Genomic DNA, 19,667 nt, shown 5'->3' on the forward strand with positions numbered 1-19,667 from the left:
ACAGGAGAATGTCAGTGCTGGCGCCGGCTTCACCTATGGCTCTATGAGTGGTTCGGCGAGTGTAAATGCCAGCCGTGACAAGATGCACAGCAAGTTCGAATCGGTGAAAGAACAGACGGGTATTTTTGCGGGCAAAGGCGGGTTTGATATCAGGGTAGGTGAGCATACCCAGCTTGATGGCGCAGTCATTGGCAGTACGGCAGACAAAGACCGGAACCGTCTGGAGACGGGGACGTTGGGCTTTAGTGACATCCGGAACAAGGCGGAATACAAGACCGAACATCAAAGTGTTGGCATGAGTACAGGCGGTGCGGTTGGCAGCCAGCTGGTTTCTAATCTGTCATCGAATATGCTGTCCGGCGCCAACCACAGTGACAGTAAATCGTCTACCACTCATGCTGCGGTGAGTGACGGTACGATTACGGTGCGTGATGCGGATAAACAGAAACAGGATATAGCGGGCCTCAGCCGTGATACAGAAAACGCGGCGAATGGTCTGACCCCGATTTTTGACAAGGAAAAAGAACAGCGGCGTCTGGCCCAGGCGCAGGCTATTGCAAATATTGGTATACAAGTGATGGATATCTATAATACGCAGGAAGCCATCACTGCAACGAAAAAAGCTACGGAAGCATTGAAAGACCCGGAAAGGCAGCAGGCGCTGAAACAGCAAGCGGAGGCGCAGTTAAAGCAGGAAAACGGTATTGTCACAGCGGAAACCATTGCGGACAGGGCGTATAAGATAGCCTATGACGGCGCCATTAAAGGGCAGGGAGCGGATATTGGTGGCAACCGTCGTCAGGCGGTAACCGCGGTAGTTGCGGCTCTTCAAGGTTTAGCGGGTGGCGATATTAAGGCCGCGATAGCCAGCGGAGCGGCCCCTTATCTGTCGAATGCGGTGAAAAAGGTGACCTACGGAGATAAGGCATATGAGCAATTAACTCCGGAGGAAAAAGCGACAAACGTGGTGGCGCATGCGATTCTGGGCGGGGTGATAGCCGAGCTGAAAGGGGGTTCAGCTATTGCAGGGTCGGTGGGGGCTGCGGGTGGCGAGCTGGCGGCCTCAGTTATCGCTGGAGCGCTTTACCCGGATAAGAAATTGAGCGAATTGACAGCGGATGAGAAGGAAAAAATCAGTCATTTATCTACGCTGGCAGGAGGGATAGCGGCAGGGCTGGTGACGGATTCGACAGCGGGCGGCGTTGATGGAGCGCAGACGGCGAAGAATGCGGTTGAGAATAACTTTTTGACCGCGAAGCAAATCGATGACTTTGTGGCGAAAGCAAAAGGGTGTGAGGCGCGTGGCGACTGCAATCAAATCGTGAAAGAAATGGAAGATTTGAGTCTGAAGCAGCGCAACGAGTTGATTGCGACCTGTGCTTCAGATCCGGCGGCTTGTAAAGAAAAATACGGTGAACTCCCTGCCAATAGTATGTTAGTCCGTCAGGCCGTTGATAAGGCACTGGGTGAAGATATTCCATGGAGCATGAAGAATGATCTGTCTGTTTTGCTGATGCAGCAAATGGATGAATCAGGGATTGTGAACAGTACGGAATTTGCGCAGAAACTTGAGAAACAGTTTGGTCTGGATAAGCAGCGTGCGGAAATTTTGGCGGGTGCGGCAATGTCTGCTATGACTGGCGGCATGGGCAGCAAAGGAAGTAAGCCATCATCTTCAAACGTAGTAAAGGATAATAAAGGTGCTAACACATCCACAGGCCAGCAGGTTAATGCTGGAAATAGTGAGGTGAAAACACCACAAAATCAAACAGGGAAAACGACTAATCACTTAATTCCAGAAAGTTTTGTTGCCGATGTAACTAAACATAATACCCAATTAGGCGTTGTTAATCGTAAGATGGGAACAATTTCTGGAGCTCACAAGCAGGATGCGTTCTTAGAGTCTGTTGAAATGACGGGTGGGAAAATTAACCACAAAATTACCGATAAACGTTATCCGGGATTAATCGAGTACAAATATCAAATTCCTGCAATAAATGGACGAGGTCAACAAATAGGCTTTAAAAAGGAAACGGTTAAAACAACTTATGATCCTAAGGTGTTATCCGATACCAAAATTGCTGATATGTCTAATAAGGCAGCTAAGCAAGCAGAAAATTATTTTAGGGATAATCCTAATCATAGACAGTATTCCGCAAAAGTTGATGGATATTGGTTTCAAGTAACCAGAGATGCTAAGACAGGGCAAGTTAATAATGCATTTATTACTATGCCCGCGAGGACTTCTAAATGAGTGATCAACACATAAATTGGTTAAAAAATATCGAACATTACCTTGTTCAAAATGAGGGTAGGGATTTATATGAAGTTCTTTATGAATCTTTATATAACAACAAAATTTCCTTTATGAACTTTTTGCTCAATGCCAGCAAGGGGTATGGTTTTTCTCCATCTGAAGGATTTGGTTACTCTTTGGATCAGGATTGGGATATTCCTGAGGATTTTGATTACGTCACCTTTTTCTTGGGGGAATTTGAAAGTTCAGAAATTACGCCAAATCAATTTGTGATGCTGATGCAGTATATATCTGATGCTTATATCACTGCCTTTCCTGACAGTAAAGAAACGGTAGAAAGACATATGAAAGCACTGACAGAGCGTTATGCTTAGCACTGTACCCTGTTGAGAACGTAAAAACGATCCCAGCCCAAGAGCTGGGATCTTCCTTTTAACCGTCAACTGTTCTCAACAAGCCGGATGATCAACAGCCCGTGTTCAATGCTGACCTGCACCGGCTGCCCGGTGGCAAATCCCGCTTCTTGCAACCAGTTTGGCGGGTGGCGATATTAAGGCCGCGATAGCCAGCGGAGCGGCCCCTTATCTGTCGAATGCGGTGAAAAAGGTGACCTACGGAGATAAGGCATATGAGCAATTAACTCCGGAGGAAAAAGCGACAAACGTGGTGGCGCATGCGATTCTGGGCGGGGTGATAGCTGAGCTGAAAGGGGGTTCAGCTATTGCAGGGTCGGTGGGGGCTGCGGGTGGCGAGCTGGCGGCCTCAGTTATCGCCGGAGCGCTTTACCCGGATAAGAAATTGAACGAATTGATAGCGGATGAGAAGGAAAAAATCAGTAATTTGTCTACGCTGGCAGGAGGGATAGCGGCAGGGCTGGTGACGGATTCGACAGCGGGCGGCGTTGATGGAGCGCAGACGGCGAAGAATGCGATTGAGAATAACTACTTGCACGAAGATGAAAGCCGCAGTTTTGATAAAGAACTGGCCGAGTGTAAGTCTAAAGGAGGGGATTGCGGTGCTGTCATTCAGAAGTATCTGGACACCAGCAATAAGAATAGCGCCGAATTAGAGGAAAAATGCAAAGGAGGGGGTATTACCTGCGTGACTTATGAAGAAATTATTCAAGCAAATACGAATGTTGCGCTTGATGAGGGATCGTTACAAATTCGATTGTCAGAGAAATTAAAAGATCCCGACGCCATCAAGATAGTGCAGTATTTGAATGGTAAGGATTTGCAGTTTTTGAAGGATAATATTACCACTTCTGACAGAGTTGCCGCTGTCGCCTTAGATCCAACTTCATGGCCTGTAATGGTCTTTGGTGCAAAGGCGATGATTCAGGGAGCAAAAGGCAAAGAACAGTTACTTGCAGCAGGGATCACCAGTGGTATGAATGCGGCTATTCAATATGGTACGACGAAAGAAGTAAAACTCTCTGATTTGATTGGTGCAGGTGTTGTTGGCGCCATTACTGCTGGAAAAGGTTACAACCCCACTGTAACGTGGAATGCAATAGGTGGTTACTACACTGCGGAAATTAAAGGGGATGATCCGTTCTTAAATGCGATATTGAGTAAAGGAGGTGCCAGTGCAGGTTACACGGCTGGTAATGTTCTGAAAATTCCAATGGAGAAGATTTTCAATCCAATATCGAAACAACTTGAATGGGAACCAATCGGGATTTGGACAATTACAAAGCCTGCGAGACAAAGTTCAGTCCCATCAGTGGCTGGTAACGTTGGTGATTCAGCCGTATCAGGTTGGTTCAACTCTACTGTTGGGGGAGCAGTACAAGAAGGAAAACAGCAACAAGATGAAAAAAAATAAAATGAAATCAATAGTGATTATGTGTTATCTATCATTTTCTTTTTTCTTGGCTGTTTTCTTGCTGAGTGTTATCTCACAAGCTTTCAGTTTATGGTTTATAGACAAAGCCGATATTTTTTGTTCCATCAAAGACAATATAGGGGTTCATTTGCAAATTGGAGCAGCAGGTGCTTTAGCTGGGTTTTTACTTTGGCTATTTGATATGTATTAGTGAGAAAAATCCCAGCCAAAGTGCTAGGATTTTCCCTTTAACCCTCCGCTGTTCTCAACGAGCCGGATAATCAACGGCCCGTGTTCAATGCTGAAATACGCAGGAAGCCATCACTGCAACGAAAAAAGCTACGGAAGCATTGAAAGACCCGGAAAGGCAGCAGGCGCTGAAACAGCAAGCGGAGGCTCAGTTAAAGCAGGAAAACGGTATTGTCACAGTGGAAGCCATTGCGGACAGGGCGTATAAGATAGCTTATGACGGCGCCATCAAAGGGCAGGGGGCGGATATTGGTGGCAATCGTCGTCAGGCACCGCGGTGGTTGCGGCGCTTCAGGGTTTGGCGGGTGGCGATATTAAGGCCGCGATAGCCGGCAGAGCGGCCCCTTATCTGTCGAATGCGGTGAAAAAGGTGATCTACGGAGATAAGGCATATGAGCAATTAACTCCGGAGGAAAAAGCGACAAACGTGGTGGCGTATGCGATTCTGGGCGGGGTGATAGCCGAGCTGAAAGGGAGGTGTACAAGGAAGGTGCTACACCGGATCAGCTATCCGAAGAGCTGGCGAGGCAAGCCCGGGGAACCCATCCCGAAGGTCAAGATCCAGCCAGAGGGCTGATTGTGGCGTGGGGGAACTTCTTCGGTGTCCCGTTGGATGTGGTGATGTCCAATGAGAAAATGACGCCGGAGAAAGCCGCTGAAATTGTGTCCAGTGGCATCCCGACCAGTGAAGCGAAGGTGATGCAATATGTGGCGGCTAAAGCATTCTTGGCGCTGGCTAAAAATCCTGTTTCGGGTAGCAAAGCAGAAGGTTCATCACCACAATGGAAAGTAGGAGAAGGGAAATTCAGTCTGAAGGATCAGGGTACGGTGACGAATGTTGAGCATCCGGTTGGTAAGTTTGATGGGAAGCCACTACCTAATGGAAAAGAAAACATTGCAAGTGACAAGACAATCAAGAATGACGTATTAGAGCATCAAAGGGTTGGGAGTGGCGAGAAAGGAACTGGTAGTGGAAATAAAGTAGATCAACTACCTAATAAAACTGTTGTTGATATTGATGGGAGAGAAATATCTGTTTATCCAAATAGGAGTAAGCCAACAGCGACACAAGAATTTCCTTCAGTAGCTAAGGCTCATGGTTTCAATGATATTGTTGACAATTATGCTGGCTTAGCAACACAAACGAAATTGAAAAATGGAGCCACTCTTTATCAATTGCCAGGAAAATTAAATGGGGTTGAAGGACGATTTGAGTGGATAGTAGATCCAAAATTAGGTGGTGTAAACCATAGAATGTTTGTTACTGGCGGAACAGTGAATGGAGTGCCATCAAAACCATGATGAATGATATGTACTTGTTAGCTAAAAAAATGGAATTACTTGATTGGGGAATGATTTTTCTTGGAGCCAAGGGAAATCCTGTTGGTCGTTTATCTGCTCCTAATATAAGTGAGTTTGCATGTAATGAATTAACAAAACTTGATCTGTCTGATTCAATTCTGGTCGAGGTGTCTGAAGCTGCATTTTGCACAGAAATCAATCGTGAAGTGATCGATAGCTTAGAAGTCATATGTGATAAAAAAAATATAAATATACAGTTATCAGAAAGGAAATGGAGATATGTCGCTTTATATATCCTATTACTCAATGAATTGCCTGATGATTATGTATATGGTCTTCTCAAATTAAACGAGTTTTGGAACCTTTGGGGAGATAGTGTTGATTCACCAAATATAGTCCAGGGTGTTGGTAATAATCTTTCACCGACAGAGTACTATTCGGAAGAGAATTACCACCTATTGATAGAAAAGCATCGTAACTGGTTAGATAGAGAGATTAAGCAATTGCAATAGAGTTGATACAGATCCCAACCTTAGAGAAGTAACCCCAAAAAGTTGGACAGGTTATACTAGCATTAATAATGTTTGAGTTGGGAGCTCTACCGGACTCAGCCCACTTAATTTTAAGCGAATTTTTTGGAAGGCAGTTTATTTTCAACGAGGTTTGTCAGCAATTTGGACAGAAGGGGCATGCCGCCCCTTCTATTATTTCTCGTGCTACCTTAGGACAGTGATGGCACCAGTGCCGTCTCAGAAGCCTGACGGATTTGCGACAGATGTTCGCTGGCGCCGCCGGTATCAGGGAACGAAGCCATAGCCCCGCTTAGCTTGGCTAGGTTCGGCTTCTCCGCACCCGGAACAGCGTCAACTGCACGGGTCGCCATGACGGGGTGCTTGCTAGCCCAGGACAGATCCACCAGTCTCCTTTTAGTGTAACCCCGTAGGGTAAAGTTCTTGACCAGATGGTCCACACTGACCGCTGAAGAAGCACCTGCCAGCTCTATCTCCAGATGCCGATGGGCCATAGGTTGGCTGCCAAATACCTGACGCACTACTAAGGCCGTTCCATTGTTGGAGTCGGTCAACATCAAGTCGTCATCGTGGCGATTCACCAGGATATTTTCTGGATCAGCCAATGGTAGGATCAAGCTGTCTAGGGCTTGGCCCCGGTCGTCGTTGTCAATGATTATCGTATGGTAATGGGACCACATCGCTTGGCTGAGGCGGTAGGTATCGTTATCGGCTCCGCCATGCAGCACCACGCTGTCGACACCGGCAATGATTGGTGGAGTCAATTCGTCTTTGCTGCCGCCTGCACCTCCGCCTTGAAGCAGAAGGGAAGAACCGACGCGTTCCACTCCCGTAAACTTGTTAAGTATTTGCGCGCTGCCGTCTTTGATCTGATACAGCGCCTGGCTCGTCGGGCTATACACATATGCCGCCTTCTCGTCTGGGGCGATCCCTACGAAGCGCAGATTATTCGAGACAGGGATTCCATTACCCGAAAATATCTGACCGCTACCGATATCGAACCAGCCTAGCTCTTGGTTGTCCTGCAAAGTCAGAGCCCCTTTGGTTTGCCACTGGTTGGCGAGTTTGGTGAGCGCCTGTGGCAGTTGAGCCAAGTTGTCCTGCTGCCAGCCTTTGTCAACACCAACTAACTGCAATTCGTCATTGTTGGTTCGCAGCAAGATCTCGCCTTTGACCGTGGTCAGGCGCATGTCAGTATCGACTTGTTGCGCCGCCTTGAGATGCAAATCTGGCGTCAATTCACTGGCAGCGGGAAGTTGCGCCGAGGCGCTAAGCATCTGGCCGGTGTCACCAAAAGCCGTGGCTAACGCATTCGCGGTCATGGCTGGTTGACGATACAGCTTGCCGCTTTCGGCCTCGAAGAGCCGCGCGGAGGCGCCATCCTCTTCGAATCCCAGGAACTGTAGATGTTTGTCTTGCAAGGGAGCGGAAGCCACCACTACCTGGCCGTTGTGGTACCACACCGGCAGCAGGCTATTGCCGTCGGCGCCCTTGACTCCGAACACCGCCAGAGTGGTTCTGCCATCGGTGACGCTAGCCAGATCCTGCCACCAGTGGGTACGTCCCTTGAGCCAATGTTCGTTAACCGCTTCATAGTGAAGCTGCCCCTGAGCGTCGAGCCGGGCCACACGTCCATCGTCGGTGATGGCGAGCAGGCTACCATTCAGGTTGACTAGGTTAGCCAACGCTGGCGTATTGATGCGCAATGCACTGGGATGGCTGGCGCCGAGAACAGCTTGGCCGGGACCTTCCTGGCGGAATAGAGCCTTCTGTTCCTTGCTATAGAAGAAGAACACTTCTGTACTTGCGGGGCGGGGAATGCTGCCCGCCAACACGAGATCGGCTGGGATCGGCCAGGCGCTGCGGGTCTGTTCGTGTTCTTTGATATGCAAGATCTGATCCGCTGGCGGCGCCAGATTCGGCTTGATTAGCGTATCGTCGCTGGTGCGTATCCAGTAACGGCGAGGAGCGCCAGCCGCATCCACGCTGAACACCGTGACCAGCTCTGCATTGGTCGGCTGGATCAGCCGTGCGCCCAGTGTATACGTCGGAGTTTCACGCTGGGTGCTACTGTTTTCGTAGCTTTGAAGTATGGCTTTGAACTCATCACCATGCTGACTGGTACGTGCCGAAAGCTGGAGCAGCGCATCATCACCCACTACGCTGACCAATTCCATTCGGTCACCGAGGAGCCGATATCTCAGTTCAGCTTCCTTCTCTTTTAGCTGATAACGGCGCGTTAGATAGACGGCATCCCCCTCTTGCCATAGCCGACTGATCTTGCCCGCATTCTGGTTGAACCAGGGCTCAAACTGTGCTTCGACCTGTCCGGTGGCGATGTCTACCCGCCATGCTGCCGCGTTGTCGGCATCAAAGAAATAGGCATGGCCGCCCATCACTGCACCCAGTTGGGCATGTTTGGCCTGTTCGTGGGCGGTGTCGGTGAATAACATTCGTTCGTTGGCTACGTCGTAGAACGCCCGACCAACATTACGCCCGTTATGGTTGTAGTTCTCTACCACCACATACTGCCCGTGCAACTGATGCGCCTTGGCTAGATCACTTAGGTACTGCTCGATTTGCTGGCCGGGAACCTGCCACTTGCTCGCATCTTCGCTTACCACTTGAGTTGTCAGGTTGGAGAAGTCGACTTTGCGCACCTCGCCTTTGCGGTTGACCACCAGCACTTGTTCCTTCTGGGCCGGGTCGAGTTCAATTACTACACCACCAACTATCAGTTGGTTCTTCGTGATGTTGATGTTGTCACTGGCGAGCTGGCTGCTATCGATGATCCAGCGCGACGGTACGCCACCAGCTAAGCTGTGGGAGACGTCGCTCGAAAGCTTCACGCTGGTACCTTCGTGAAGCCCAATCAGGTACTCACCACCTGCGCCCTTGATCTCATAATGCAGGTAGCCATGCAGCTCTTTGGGTAGCTCGGGCACGATGAGTTGCCTGCTGCGCTGGTCAAGCACCACTTCGATCGAGGTGTTGACGTACTCATGATAAATTCTGCGGATCGTCTCCTCTCCCGGGAAAATGTAGAAGTCGTAGTCGAACCGCTTGTCTTCCTCGAGCCTGCGGATCACATCAAAGCCGGCGTCGTGGCGTGTGGTGGCGCCGGGAAGCAGCATGTATTCGTAGCTGATGTAGGATTTGGGCGTGCCCGGCAGGATCACAACCTTGCTGTCGCCATGTTCGAGGGACCGGGAGATATCTTTGTAACCAATGCCGCTACGCACTTCGATCGCCTGATCACGGTCATGGACCATTCGTGGAAAGTCACCGATCCAGAAGAAGTAATTGATTTTCCCCGAACCGGTAGGGCCGGAATGAGTGCGGTAGATATACTGGCTGTCGAAGTCAATCTGATTCTTGCGTAGATCCAAGGTCTTAATTACCGCTCCGGCTAGAGGCGCCAGCATCTTTTTCTGGTTGTCATATTGATAGCCATTGCCTTTATAGGCTTTATCGACCATGTCGAAATAATGGCCCACCGCCTTAGCATCCTCGGCAACCGCGCCAAAGGCTTGCGCCAGTGCTGTAAAGCCCACCGAGAGCCCGCCAAGGATCACACCGACTCCACCGAGTACTGCACTGGCTGTCGAAGCGCCGAGCAATCCAGCGCCTATCCCGGTGGTACCGGTAACAAAGCTAGCCGAGTCAAACGCCAACTGGGTACCAAACACCGCCTTTTGTATATCGTTCTCGGCGTGGGCTAGCTCATAAGCATCCAGCCCGACCATAGCGCCGCCAAATAATAAACCGGCGCCTTCATTGACGGTGTGCCCCAGGGTGGAGGTAAAATCCTTGAGTGACGTTTTGGCTGCCACTACTTCGCCGTGCAACGCTGTACGCACCAGTGCGGTAACTTTGACTACATCTTGCACGCTACCGTGAGCCATCTGAACAAAGTTGAGGTAGCTGTGGACCTTGAGCGCGGTAGCCAGGTCGGGCGAATCGATCCCTTGTGCCGCATCGTGGCGGTTCTTATCGGCAAACCACTGGATCAGTGTCTGTATCGCAAACCCGGCGTTCAGCCCATCAACCAGAGCTACCTCGCCGACATTGCCTTTGAGTCGTACCTGGCCGTGTTCGAGGGTGAAATGTTGGCCCAGGGTGAGCATATGTTCATTGACGAAGCGGCGGAATTCGATAAAGGTGGCATCGCCGCTGTTCACCCAACGGGTCTCTTCCGGTTGGTTGCGATTAATGAACTGGACTCGGTAGCGGCCTTCGCCTTGGTCCTCGGTATTGCTGATTACCGGCATCCAGTGCTGGTCAAGATTGTTTTCCTGAGCGAGCCGTGTACTGGCCTCGTCGAACCTTGTTCCCCATTGCTCGGCATCGAGAGTCACCAACGCGGAGCGCAACCGGGTGTCCTCGGCAATCCGTTCTTGGGCGTTAACCGTTTGCTCAATCTGCCGTTGTTGCTCTATAACTGCGGCCAGTTCACCGGGGAGGGTCAGGTCGGCTACGTTCAGGCCGTTACCCACCTGCGCTTCAGCCATCTTGCCAGCATTGATCTCCACCAGATTGAAGATTGGGGATAATTCGCTGCCAAGCGAACCGTAGTGGGCGGCCAGTCTGCGTCTCACTAAGTGATTCTTCAGGGCTAGGGAAAAGCTGGCCGTGTCGTTGAAGGCAAAAATCCCGACATTCGGGTCATAGAAATAGTAACGGCGCCCTTCAGATCCAACCGTACTCCCCACCATCATCGAGTGATACGGGGTATTGAGCGCGAACGTCGAGGTTTTGGTGGCCTTTTTCAGCCGGGAAACCACCCTGGACAATTTAACCTCCCCTTGAGGCGTTGATGCCTGTATGGCCTCAATATTGGAGTGCAATCTTGCCAGACTGTTTTTTAGCAGCGTTGAACTACCCGCCTCAGGGGAGGCGGCGGCCAGGAAGAGTTTTTCTACCAGATTGTTAATACCCGCCTCGCCGCCGCTGGCTAGCGCTACTGCCATCGCTCTGACCAAGGGATAGCAACGGCCGCCAGATACGTCTCCGACCAACGATAGATAAAAATCTTGCGGCGCCAGACGATCGAAGCTGCTACCGGCACGATGAAAATCTTCGCTGAATACTGCTGTCTGTTTCAATATTTTGTCGATGTACTCGGCCCGGCTGGTTTCAGTGATGCGGCTGCTCAAGGCGCCCCGCTGTTTAGGTGTAAGTTGGCCGTCAAGAAACAGGCTTTTCATCTCCAGGGCCGACATCCTATTGTCAAAACCTGGAATACTGATATCTTGGAAGTTGCGCAAGCCATCAGTAAACTCGGCACTCTGTCTGCTTCGCTGGTAAGCTTCGACAATAGCGTAACGCTCACCCACGTTGCTGGTGTGCTCCTTACCGCCGCTGCTCTGGATAGACGTATCGTCAATCCGCACCACCGCATCTATACCGCTTTTGGACTTGATTTGCTGCCATAACCAGCTTTGTTCGACGGAGAGCGCTTCATGCAAGACTGAATCGTATCGCGCTTTGTAGTACTCTAGCGTAATATCGATCTGCTTTATCTGTTGGTCAATCAGGGCAAGCTGAAAATTTTCGCTGGCGCCGTTGCGGGCCTTATAAAGTTCGTTTCGTTTGTCTACCAACTGCTGAGTGTCTGCCGTGATCTTGGTTTGAACCTTATCACACAGCTCAATCCACGCGGCAATCGCCGGATGATGAAGAGAAAATTCTCCCTCTTTGTATACACCATAAGGGACCCCTTCGACTCGCACTCCGAACTGGGCAGCGACCTTTTTCAGTTGTTGATGAATCCTCTCACGGTAAGTCGCGAACTGGGCTTGGTTACGCTCAGCCACTTGACTGTTAGCGACCTGGGTTGATATTGGTTCCTCGCTGCTGCGCGACTTCGGCCAGAGCGTTTGACCATCTTGCTGATATTCCTGGCGCTGGAACGCCAGTTGCCATTCACCATTAACGTATTGCATGTATGCCGCGGCGAAGCCTTCAGCAGTGCCTGCTACCTGATAATCCTTATAGTCCACTGCCATGACTACGTTGTCATACAGCAGCGAACTGTTAACTCGACTATCGTGGTAGACCCGGTAAGTATTAGCATTAAGGTCGGTCACCACCAGCGAACATCCCGACAACGTTCCAGTAAACAGAAAACTCCCCGGAACCGCATGTTTAGGAATATCCACATAGGCTGGTATTGCGTTGGCTTGGTTTGAACCGTTGTAGCCGAGGAAGTACGCTGGCACGCTGTCGATGTTACCCTTAGCGACATTATTCGTGCTTTGAGCAACGTATTCGAGCTCGTATAATCCGGCTTTAACTTTCACCAATTGGGCATGTCCCTCTGCCGGGAGTCTTCCCGCTCTAACCAATGTCTCGGCACTGATGGTGTTGGATCTGGCGAACAATACAGGATCGATGGCGAACTGCTGGATATCGGTGCTGCCTTGGCGGTGCTCGGCTCCACCAAACATGGACACCAGCCTCCCCTTGATATCGCGATCCCGTACCGCTTGCGCTAGCAGCGCTGGGTTATGTATATCGTACCCGCGCTGTTGCAAGGTTCTCGATAGGGTCTTTTCGATCGGCGTATTGGTAAGTAAGGACTCTGTACCGGCAGCCGCGATCAGGCGTGCTCGAGACTGACCATGACTGCTTGATTCACCTTCAACTGTTTCAGAATAGGCAATGCCTTTGCCTACGCGATACATGCCAGTCGGAGTATGTTCAATAAAGGCCGTCGCCGGTAGCAGTTTATTGAGCTTATTGCCGATAGTATGAGCATGTTCGACTCCGGCGCTGGAAAGATAAATCACGGCTTGGTCGGTACGGCGTCCCAAATTTTTCGGGCCCATGATTTTGGCCTGCTCCAGCCAGTTACGATTGTCATGATTGAACAATTTGGTCAACGCATTGGCAAGCGAGTTGAAATGTGTTTTGTCAACGTTGATGGTTAGTCTTGCGCCTATATTGGTTCGGGCACTATGGCGTTGCTTGAAATCCTTGGGAAGCACTCGGAAGGCATCGGCACTACCCAAGATGGCATCGGTTTGAGAAGACAGAGCTGCCTTCTCGTTGCCTTGCACCAAGATATCAACCTTGGTGGTACGCCCAGCCAGTGCCTTGATATAATTGACAAATGTCCGTTGCTCACCGTCATTGAGGCCGCTGGCGCCAACCGGAAGATCATTGCTGTAACGTATATAAGCGTCTTTCTCCAGCGTGTGTTCCAGCGTTTTCTGCTTGTTGATTAACTCAGGGGTCCACTTATGATTATTTTTATTAAATCCTTGCTTGATCGCCTGGATTAACGACTTGATATTCGGTCTGTGCTGCATCTCTTTAAGGGTCGCCTGCGCGGACGCGAGCAGCGATTGGTAGCTGTTATTGGACATAATGGTTCTCTTAGAAAAATTCTAATTTGGTATTTATGGGTTAAACTCTTCAAGAATGGCTATGGCTGGCCGTCTGCGATCTGGGACTCAATCCTTCATCTGCAAGGCCCACAGCCGGGCATAGAGCCCGTCCAAGGCGAGCAATTGCTCGTGGCTGCCTTGTTCGACCACCTGACCTTGGTCGATCACCAGAATCCGATGGGCATGACGCAGGGTATTAAGGCGATGGGCGACGCTGATCACTGTGCGACCCTGAGTAATGCGTTGCAGGTTGGTCATCACCGCTGCTTCCGACTCGTAGTCCAGGGCGCTAGTGGCTTCATCCAGTAGTAATATCCCCGGATTGGTCAGTAACGCTCGGGCCAAGGCAATGCGTTGGCGTTGCCCGCCGGAGAGCTGACCGCCACGCTCGCCGACTTGAGTCTCATAGCCCCGGTCCAGCGCTTTGATAAAACCATCGGCGCCGGCCAGAGTCGCGGCTTCATACACCTCTGCATCGCTGGCCTGAGGGCGGCACAAGCGGATGTTCTCGGCGATGGTGCCGGCAAACAGCACGCTTTCTTGCAGCACTACGCTCATGTTACGGCGCAGCGCCACCGGATCTGCGATCGCCAAATCGATTCCATCCACCAATACCTGGCCGTGCTGAGGCACATAGAGGCGCTGCAATAGCCGAGCCAGAGTGGATTTGCCCGAGCCGGACGGCCCTGTGATGCCGACGAATTCACCGGGATGAATCTCGACGTTGAGGTTGCGTAACACCTCCTGACCATCCTCGTCGTAGCGGAATCTCACGCCCCTGAAACTCACTCCTCCCTGTAGCTTGGGTATGGAGGCCAGGCCGCCATTGCCGCTTTCTCCTTTCTCATCAAGAATGTCGCCGATCCTGCGTAGCGAGATTAGGGTATGCTGGAAATCCTGACAGACTTGGGCCAGACGCAGAATCGGTTGGGTCACGTGTTCCGAGAGCATGTTGAAAGCCACCAACTCGCCTGGGCTAAGTTTGCCCTCCATTACCAGAGTAACGCCCCACCACAGCAGTAGGGCGGAGGTCAGCTTCTGGATTAGGTTGATCCCCTGACCAGCCAAGATCCCCACCACTTTGGCGCGGAATGAGGCGCGAACGAAAGCAGACAGTTGCCGCTCCCAGCGATGCAGGAAGCCCGCTTCGGTGGCGCTGGTTTTGATGGTTTCAATACCGGTGACTGACTCGGTTAAGAAGGCTGTGTTGTCAGCTCCTAGTTCGTACTCCCGCAACACCCTAGCTCGCAGTATAGGCCCGACAGCCAACCAGAATAGGAAATAGAGCACAAGGGAGCCGAGCACCAGCCAGGTTAACTTGGTGGCGTAGGAGAACATCACGGCTACAAACAGGCCGACAAAGGCCAGATCCAGCACCATCGTCAGCGCCGAACCGGTGAGGAACTGGCGGATCTGGTTCATCTCGCGCACCCGGGCGATGATTTCACCGGTCTGACGTTGCTGGAAATAGCCCATAGGTAGGGCCACCAGGTGCTGATAGAGGCGGCTGGAGAGCTCGGAGTTGACTTTGCTGGCGAGATTGGTGAATAGCCAGGAACGCAGGAAGCCATAGACGGGCTCGAACAAAGCCAGAGTCAACATGGCGATTCCTAGCACTTGCAGGCTAGATAGACTGCGGCTAACCAGCACCCGATCGATCACGTTCTCGAACAGTATGGGAGTCACCAGAGCGATCACTTGTAGCATCAGAGACACCAGGATCACGTTCCTGAACTGGATGACATGCTTGCGGATGGAAGGCACGAACCAGCCGAAGCCAAACCGCTGTTGTTTCGGCTGCTCGGTTGCCTCTGCCAGCAGCACGGCGCTGCCTTGCCAATGGCTAGCGAAGACGGTTCGGGGATAGCGGCATGTCTTACCCATGTCTGGCTGATACAAGGTAACGAATTCACCCTCGACTTTCTCTAGCACCTGCCAGCCCTGTTCCGTATCCAGCAAGATAGGAAGGGGCAGGGTATCGAGACGGCTCATGTCTGTGGTGATGTGGCGTGCCCTCAGACCGATCCACTGGGCGCAGCGGCATATATCCTGACTATCCGAGACCCCTTGAATGCGTCCGAGACGGTGGATCAGTTGTTCCGGTTCCACCGCTAAGTTGAAATGGCGGGCAGCATGGGCTAGGGCCAGGAGACCGCCGTCCGCGACAGCCTTGGACTCGTCGACGATGATTGATTCTGACAGAGTAGATTCGATGGTTGACATTATCGTTCCCTCAATGCTTCGGACTGGTACTGTTGCAGTGGGCTGAGTAGGTAGTCGATCACCCGCCGATCGCCAGTGCGGATTTCGGCAGTGACACTCATACCTGCTTGTAGCGGTACTTCATGTTCGTCCACTGCGATAGAGGAGCGTTCCATCTGGATTTGTGCAGGGAATACCAGTCCTAGCTGCTCATCCTTGACCGCATCTTTGGAGATGTGGGCGACCTTACCCCGTATAGTGCCATAGCGGGTATAGGGAAAGGAGTCGACCTTAATTTCCACTGGCTGACCGGCGTGTACGAACCCCACATCTTTGTTCAATACCATCACTTCGGCTTCCAGGGGGGTATCATCGGGCACGATCACCATAAGTTGCTGAGCCGATTGCACTACGCCTCCCAAGGTGTGGATCGCTAGCTGCTGCACTACACCGTCCACCGGTGCCCGTAGGCTCTGTAGCCGCTGTTTTTCGCCAGCCTTTATCAACTGTTGCGTCATTACCGCAATGGAGGTCTGAGCTTCGTTCAATTGGTCGTAGTATTCCCGGTGGATCTTAGCTAGGTAGCGGTCCCGGCTCTCTTCTAGTACCCGGTATTGCGCCTTGAGGACGGCCAACTCCGCGTGTTGTTGAGAAAGGGCGCGTTCGATCTCTAGCTTCTCCTTCTCCTGCTCCAGTAGCTCGACTTTTGGCAGTAACTTGCTGGCGGCCAGGGTACGACGGGCATCAAGGCGCACTTTGATATTGGTCGCCAGCTTCTCCAACGCGGTGATATCGGCGTTACGCGCACTCTGGCTCGCTTGGTTGACGCTCATCTCGCCATCCAGATTTTCTAGGTTGGCAACCACCTCTTTCCAGACGCTGACCAGGTGCTCTTTAGCCAGCTCGACCTGTGCCTGAGGTATACCGTCTTGTACGGTGAAATGTTCAGTGGGGGTGTCGGTTAGCAGGGCCTGTAGTCTAGCCAGTTCTAACCGCTTGAAGTTTAGCTGCTCCTGCCTCTCTTTCAGCTCGGCCTCGACTCCTATAGGGTTGAGTTTAATCAGCACATCCCCAGCCTTCACTCTTTGTCCGTCACGCACGTGAATAGCCACAATCTCGCCAGCTTCAAGGGACTGGATCACCTTAGAGTGACTGGACACTAATAGCTTGCCTGCGGCGTTGGCATGGATGTCTAGGTGACCGATAATGGACCAGAGCAGAACCACCAGCAGAAACAGGGTCAGTGCCATTGCTGTACACCTTGCCCAAGGAGCGGGAGGACGTTCAACGATCTCCAGGTAGCCGGGCTGAAATTCGTACTCGTCGCGGGTGCGCTTCATTGCTTTAGGGGCGCTACGCTCCCGACGCCAGGCCAGGAGAATGGTTTTTAGGTGCTTCTTGAGTGACATTATTCCGCCTCCTTGCGTAATTCTTGCTGTATCTGCCACAGCCTGGCGTAGCAGCCGCCTCTAGCCAGCAATTGGCGATGGTTGCCCGATTCGGTGATAAGTCCTTGCTCCAAAGTAATGATGCGGTCACAGTGACGTACCGTGGACAGGCGGTGGGCAATAGTGATGACGGTGCGCCCCTGAGCGATCTCGTCCATGTTGGCTTGGATCAGTGCTTGAGATTCGTCATCAAGGGCACTGGTCGCCTCGTCGAAGATCAAGATCCTGGGGTCGGCCATCAGCGCGCGAGCGATGGCAATGCGCTGGCGTTGTCCTCCCGATAGAGAGCTGCCGGCTTCGGCCAGTACTGTGTCATAACCCAAAGGTAGTTGCAGAATAAAGTCATGTGCGCCCGCCAGCTTAGCGACGGCCATCACCTTTTCCAGCGAGGCGGAGGGAGCCTTGAGCGCTATGTTGTGGCGCACACTACGGTTGAACAGGTAGTTCTCCTGTAGTACCACCCCGATCTGGCTGCGCAGGTAACTGGGGTCCAGCCGATGCAGTGGAATGCCGTCGATCAAGATCTCCCCCTCGTCCGGAGCGTAGAGCTTCTGTAACAAGCGGGTCAGTGTACTTTTACCTGAACCGGAGGGACCGACTATGCCTAAGTTCTCGTTGGGCCTGATATGCAGGGTGACTCCCTGCAACACTGGGGCTTGATGGGGCTGGTAGCGGAACACTAGGTTGCGTATTTGTAGATCGCCGGAGAGTGGTTGCTGAGGGCGGATATTCCCCTGCTCCTGCTCGACAGGCAGGTTGAGTATGTCGCCGAGCTTGTCGACGGCGACCCGGGTTTGGATAAACTGTTGCCACAGATCGATTAGCTTGGCGATGGGTTGGTTGACGTGGGACACCATCATATTGAAAGCGATCAGTTGGCCGATGGTGAGCTCCAGAGAGATCACCATGTTGGCGCCCAGCCAGATGATCCCGACGCCGGTCGCCTTCTGTAGCAGCATAACTCCGTGGCTGATGAAGCTGTTGAGGGTCTGAGTGCGGAAACCGGCTTCGACCATGTTTGCGGTCTGTGATTCCCAGCGCCGTTGCATCCTGGGTTCTACCGCCAGGCTCTTGATGGTTTCAGCGCCGCTGACGGACTCGTTCAGGAATGAGGTATTGAGGGCAGCCGTTTGGAACTGTTGTTCGATGCGTTGTTGCAGCGGTTTGGAGCTCAGCCAAGCTAGCAGGAAATAGAGTGGCAATACCGCCAGTACCATACAGGTTAGGGCCGGCGACAGCCAGGCCATTACCCCGAAGAAGACAAAGGCGGAGACTAGGTCCACGCACAGGGTTAGCATGGAGCCGGTCAGGAAGTCACGAATGTTGTCGAGCTCTTGCACCCGGGTGATGATAGCGCCCACTTGACGGTGTTTGAAGTAGAGCAGGGGTAGGCCGAGTAGGTGCCGGAATAGCTTGATCCCCAGGGTGATATCGATGCGGTTGGCTGTGTGGGCAAAAAGGTATTCGCGCAGCCCGCGGAGCACCACCTCAAACAGCCCAACCACCACTAGCACTATCACCAGTACGTCCAGAGTGGACAACGCTTTGTGCACCAATACCTTGTCCATCACCACTTGGAAAAACAGCGGGGTGACTAGAGCAAGTAGCTGAAGCATCAGGGAAAAAATCAGTACTTCACCGAGGAGGCGGCGATGGTGGATAAACGCGGGTATAAACCAAGAGACATCGAACCTGAGGGAAGCTTCTCGTAACTGGATCACCTCCCCGCTCCATCTGGCTTCTAGCTCATCGATGGGGAGCATTTCGGGTGAAACGGCATAAGGGGACTGGATCAGGGCCTGATCGGCGGAAAGGCGCGCTAATACGACAAATTCTCCCTGTTTGTCGCGAAAAGCCAGGGGCAGTAGCTTGGGAGTCAGCTTGAGGAATTTTAAATGGCACAATGCCAGATTAACATCATGTGCCTCGCCGTATTCCTTTATTGCTGGTTTCAGTTTGCTGTGGGAGGGCAAAGGTTGTGGTTCCTGAGCTTCACCTTTAGCTAATTGCAACAGTAATCGGCAACAGTCAAGAGCGGATGGCAATGCATCGGCAGATATATTTTCCCTATTCATTGTAATTTTCCCTCACGTGATACCGTTCTCACGTTGTTGGCATAAAAAAAAATCTCTCCGCAAAATGATGTTTGCAGAGTCAATTAATAATAATTTGTATTAAGAGAGCGGGCTTTAATCAAACTATATGTCATTTTTATAGGTGGATGCAAGCTAAAGCTAATAAAAATTGCAGTTGGTTAATCGATATTATCGTAAAAATTGGAATGAAAATAAAATATCTCATTTTGGATCATAAAATTAATTACTTATTTCATTGCAGGAAAATTAGTGTCAAAAAATTGTTAATTGGTCGTTGCTAATTAGTCGTTGTTAATCTGGCTATAGTATTCAGCTTATGAATATATTGAATTGATATCAGACATTTAAGTTTTTATTTTTTAGTA

12 protein-coding genes are annotated in these 19,667 nt (G+C 51.4%); 7 read left to right on the forward strand and 5 right to left on the reverse strand.

What is annotated here, in order from left to right:
- Both V2H77_RS16805 and V2H77_RS16810 read left to right on the forward strand, forming a co-directional pair.
- On the forward strand, positions 1-2,254 hold a 2,254-nt coding region (locus tag V2H77_RS16805; RefSeq protein ID WP_341499717.1), incomplete at its 5' end, for a VENN motif pre-toxin domain-containing protein.
- A complete protein-coding gene (locus V2H77_RS16810; RefSeq protein WP_118988289.1) occupies positions 2,251-2,631 on the forward strand; it encodes a hypothetical protein in 381 nt (126 codons plus the stop codon). The genes V2H77_RS16805 and V2H77_RS16810, both read left to right, overlap by 4 nt.
- A gap of 65 nt (positions 2,632-2,696) precedes the next feature.
- On the opposite strand, the gene V2H77_RS16815 is transcribed toward V2H77_RS16810, so the two are convergent.
- Positions 2,697-2,786: a SymE family type I addiction module toxin gene (locus V2H77_RS16815; protein ID WP_341499718.1), complete on the reverse strand. Its 90-nt coding sequence runs from the start codon at positions 2,784-2,786 to the stop codon at positions 2,697-2,699.
- A 5-nt stretch (positions 2,787-2,791) separates the two neighbouring features.
- On the opposite strand from V2H77_RS16815, the gene V2H77_RS16820 reads away from it, so the two are divergent.
- The 5 genes from V2H77_RS16820 (at position 2,792) to V2H77_RS16840 (ending at position 6,147) form a co-directional block, all read left to right on the forward strand.
- Positions 2,792-4,084: a VENN motif pre-toxin domain-containing protein gene (locus V2H77_RS16820; RefSeq protein ID WP_341499719.1), complete on the forward strand. Its 1,293-nt coding sequence runs from the start codon at positions 2,792-2,794 to the stop codon at positions 4,082-4,084.
- Positions 4,071-4,295: a hypothetical protein gene (locus tag V2H77_RS16825; protein ID WP_049584802.1), complete on the forward strand. Its 225-nt coding sequence runs from the start codon at positions 4,071-4,073 to the stop codon at positions 4,293-4,295. The genes V2H77_RS16820 and V2H77_RS16825 overlap by 14 nt, the downstream gene beginning before the upstream one ends.
- 139 nt (positions 4,296-4,434) lie before the next feature.
- Positions 4,435-4,662, forward strand: a complete 228-nt coding sequence (locus V2H77_RS16830) for a hypothetical protein (protein ID WP_341499721.1) — start codon at positions 4,435-4,437, stop codon at positions 4,660-4,662.
- A gap of 148 nt (positions 4,663-4,810) precedes the next feature.
- Complete coding sequence (locus V2H77_RS16835) at positions 4,811-5,635, forward strand: hypothetical protein (RefSeq protein WP_341499722.1); 825 nt, start codon at positions 4,811-4,813, stop codon at positions 5,633-5,635.
- Complete coding sequence (locus V2H77_RS16840) at positions 5,632-6,147, forward strand: DUF2247 family protein (RefSeq protein ID WP_011144917.1); 516 nt, start codon at positions 5,632-5,634, stop codon at positions 6,145-6,147. The genes V2H77_RS16835 and V2H77_RS16840 overlap by 4 nt, the downstream gene beginning before the upstream one ends.
- Positions 6,148-6,356: 209 nt before the next feature.
- Here V2H77_RS16840 and V2H77_RS16845 read toward each other — a convergent pair whose 3' ends face one another.
- From V2H77_RS16845 to V2H77_RS16860, 4 genes are all read right to left on the reverse strand, one after another.
- Complete coding sequence (locus V2H77_RS16845; RefSeq protein ID WP_341499723.1) at positions 6,357-13,535, reverse strand: TcdA/TcdB pore-forming domain-containing protein; 7,179 nt, start codon at positions 13,533-13,535, stop codon at positions 6,357-6,359.
- A gap of 87 nt (positions 13,536-13,622) precedes the next feature.
- A complete protein-coding gene (locus V2H77_RS16850; protein WP_341499724.1) occupies positions 13,623-15,779 on the reverse strand; it encodes a type I secretion system permease/ATPase in 2,157 nt (718 codons plus the stop codon).
- On the reverse strand, positions 15,779-17,167 hold the full coding sequence (locus V2H77_RS16855; protein ID WP_341499725.1) for an HlyD family type I secretion periplasmic adaptor subunit: 1,389 nt from the start codon (positions 17,165-17,167) through the stop codon (positions 15,779-15,781). Before V2H77_RS16855 ends, V2H77_RS16850 begins: the two co-directional genes overlap by 1 nt.
- Positions 17,167-19,281, reverse strand: a complete 2,115-nt coding sequence (locus V2H77_RS16860; protein ID WP_341499726.1) for a type I secretion system permease/ATPase — start codon at positions 19,279-19,281, stop codon at positions 17,167-17,169. Before V2H77_RS16860 ends, V2H77_RS16855 begins: the two co-directional genes overlap by 1 nt.
- Positions 19,282-19,667: the final 386 nt, after the last annotated feature.

The organism is Photorhabdus sp. P32 (assembly GCF_038085095.1).
In the GTDB taxonomy this organism is placed as follows: Bacteria; Pseudomonadota; Gammaproteobacteria; order Enterobacterales; family Enterobacteriaceae; genus Photorhabdus; species Photorhabdus luminescens.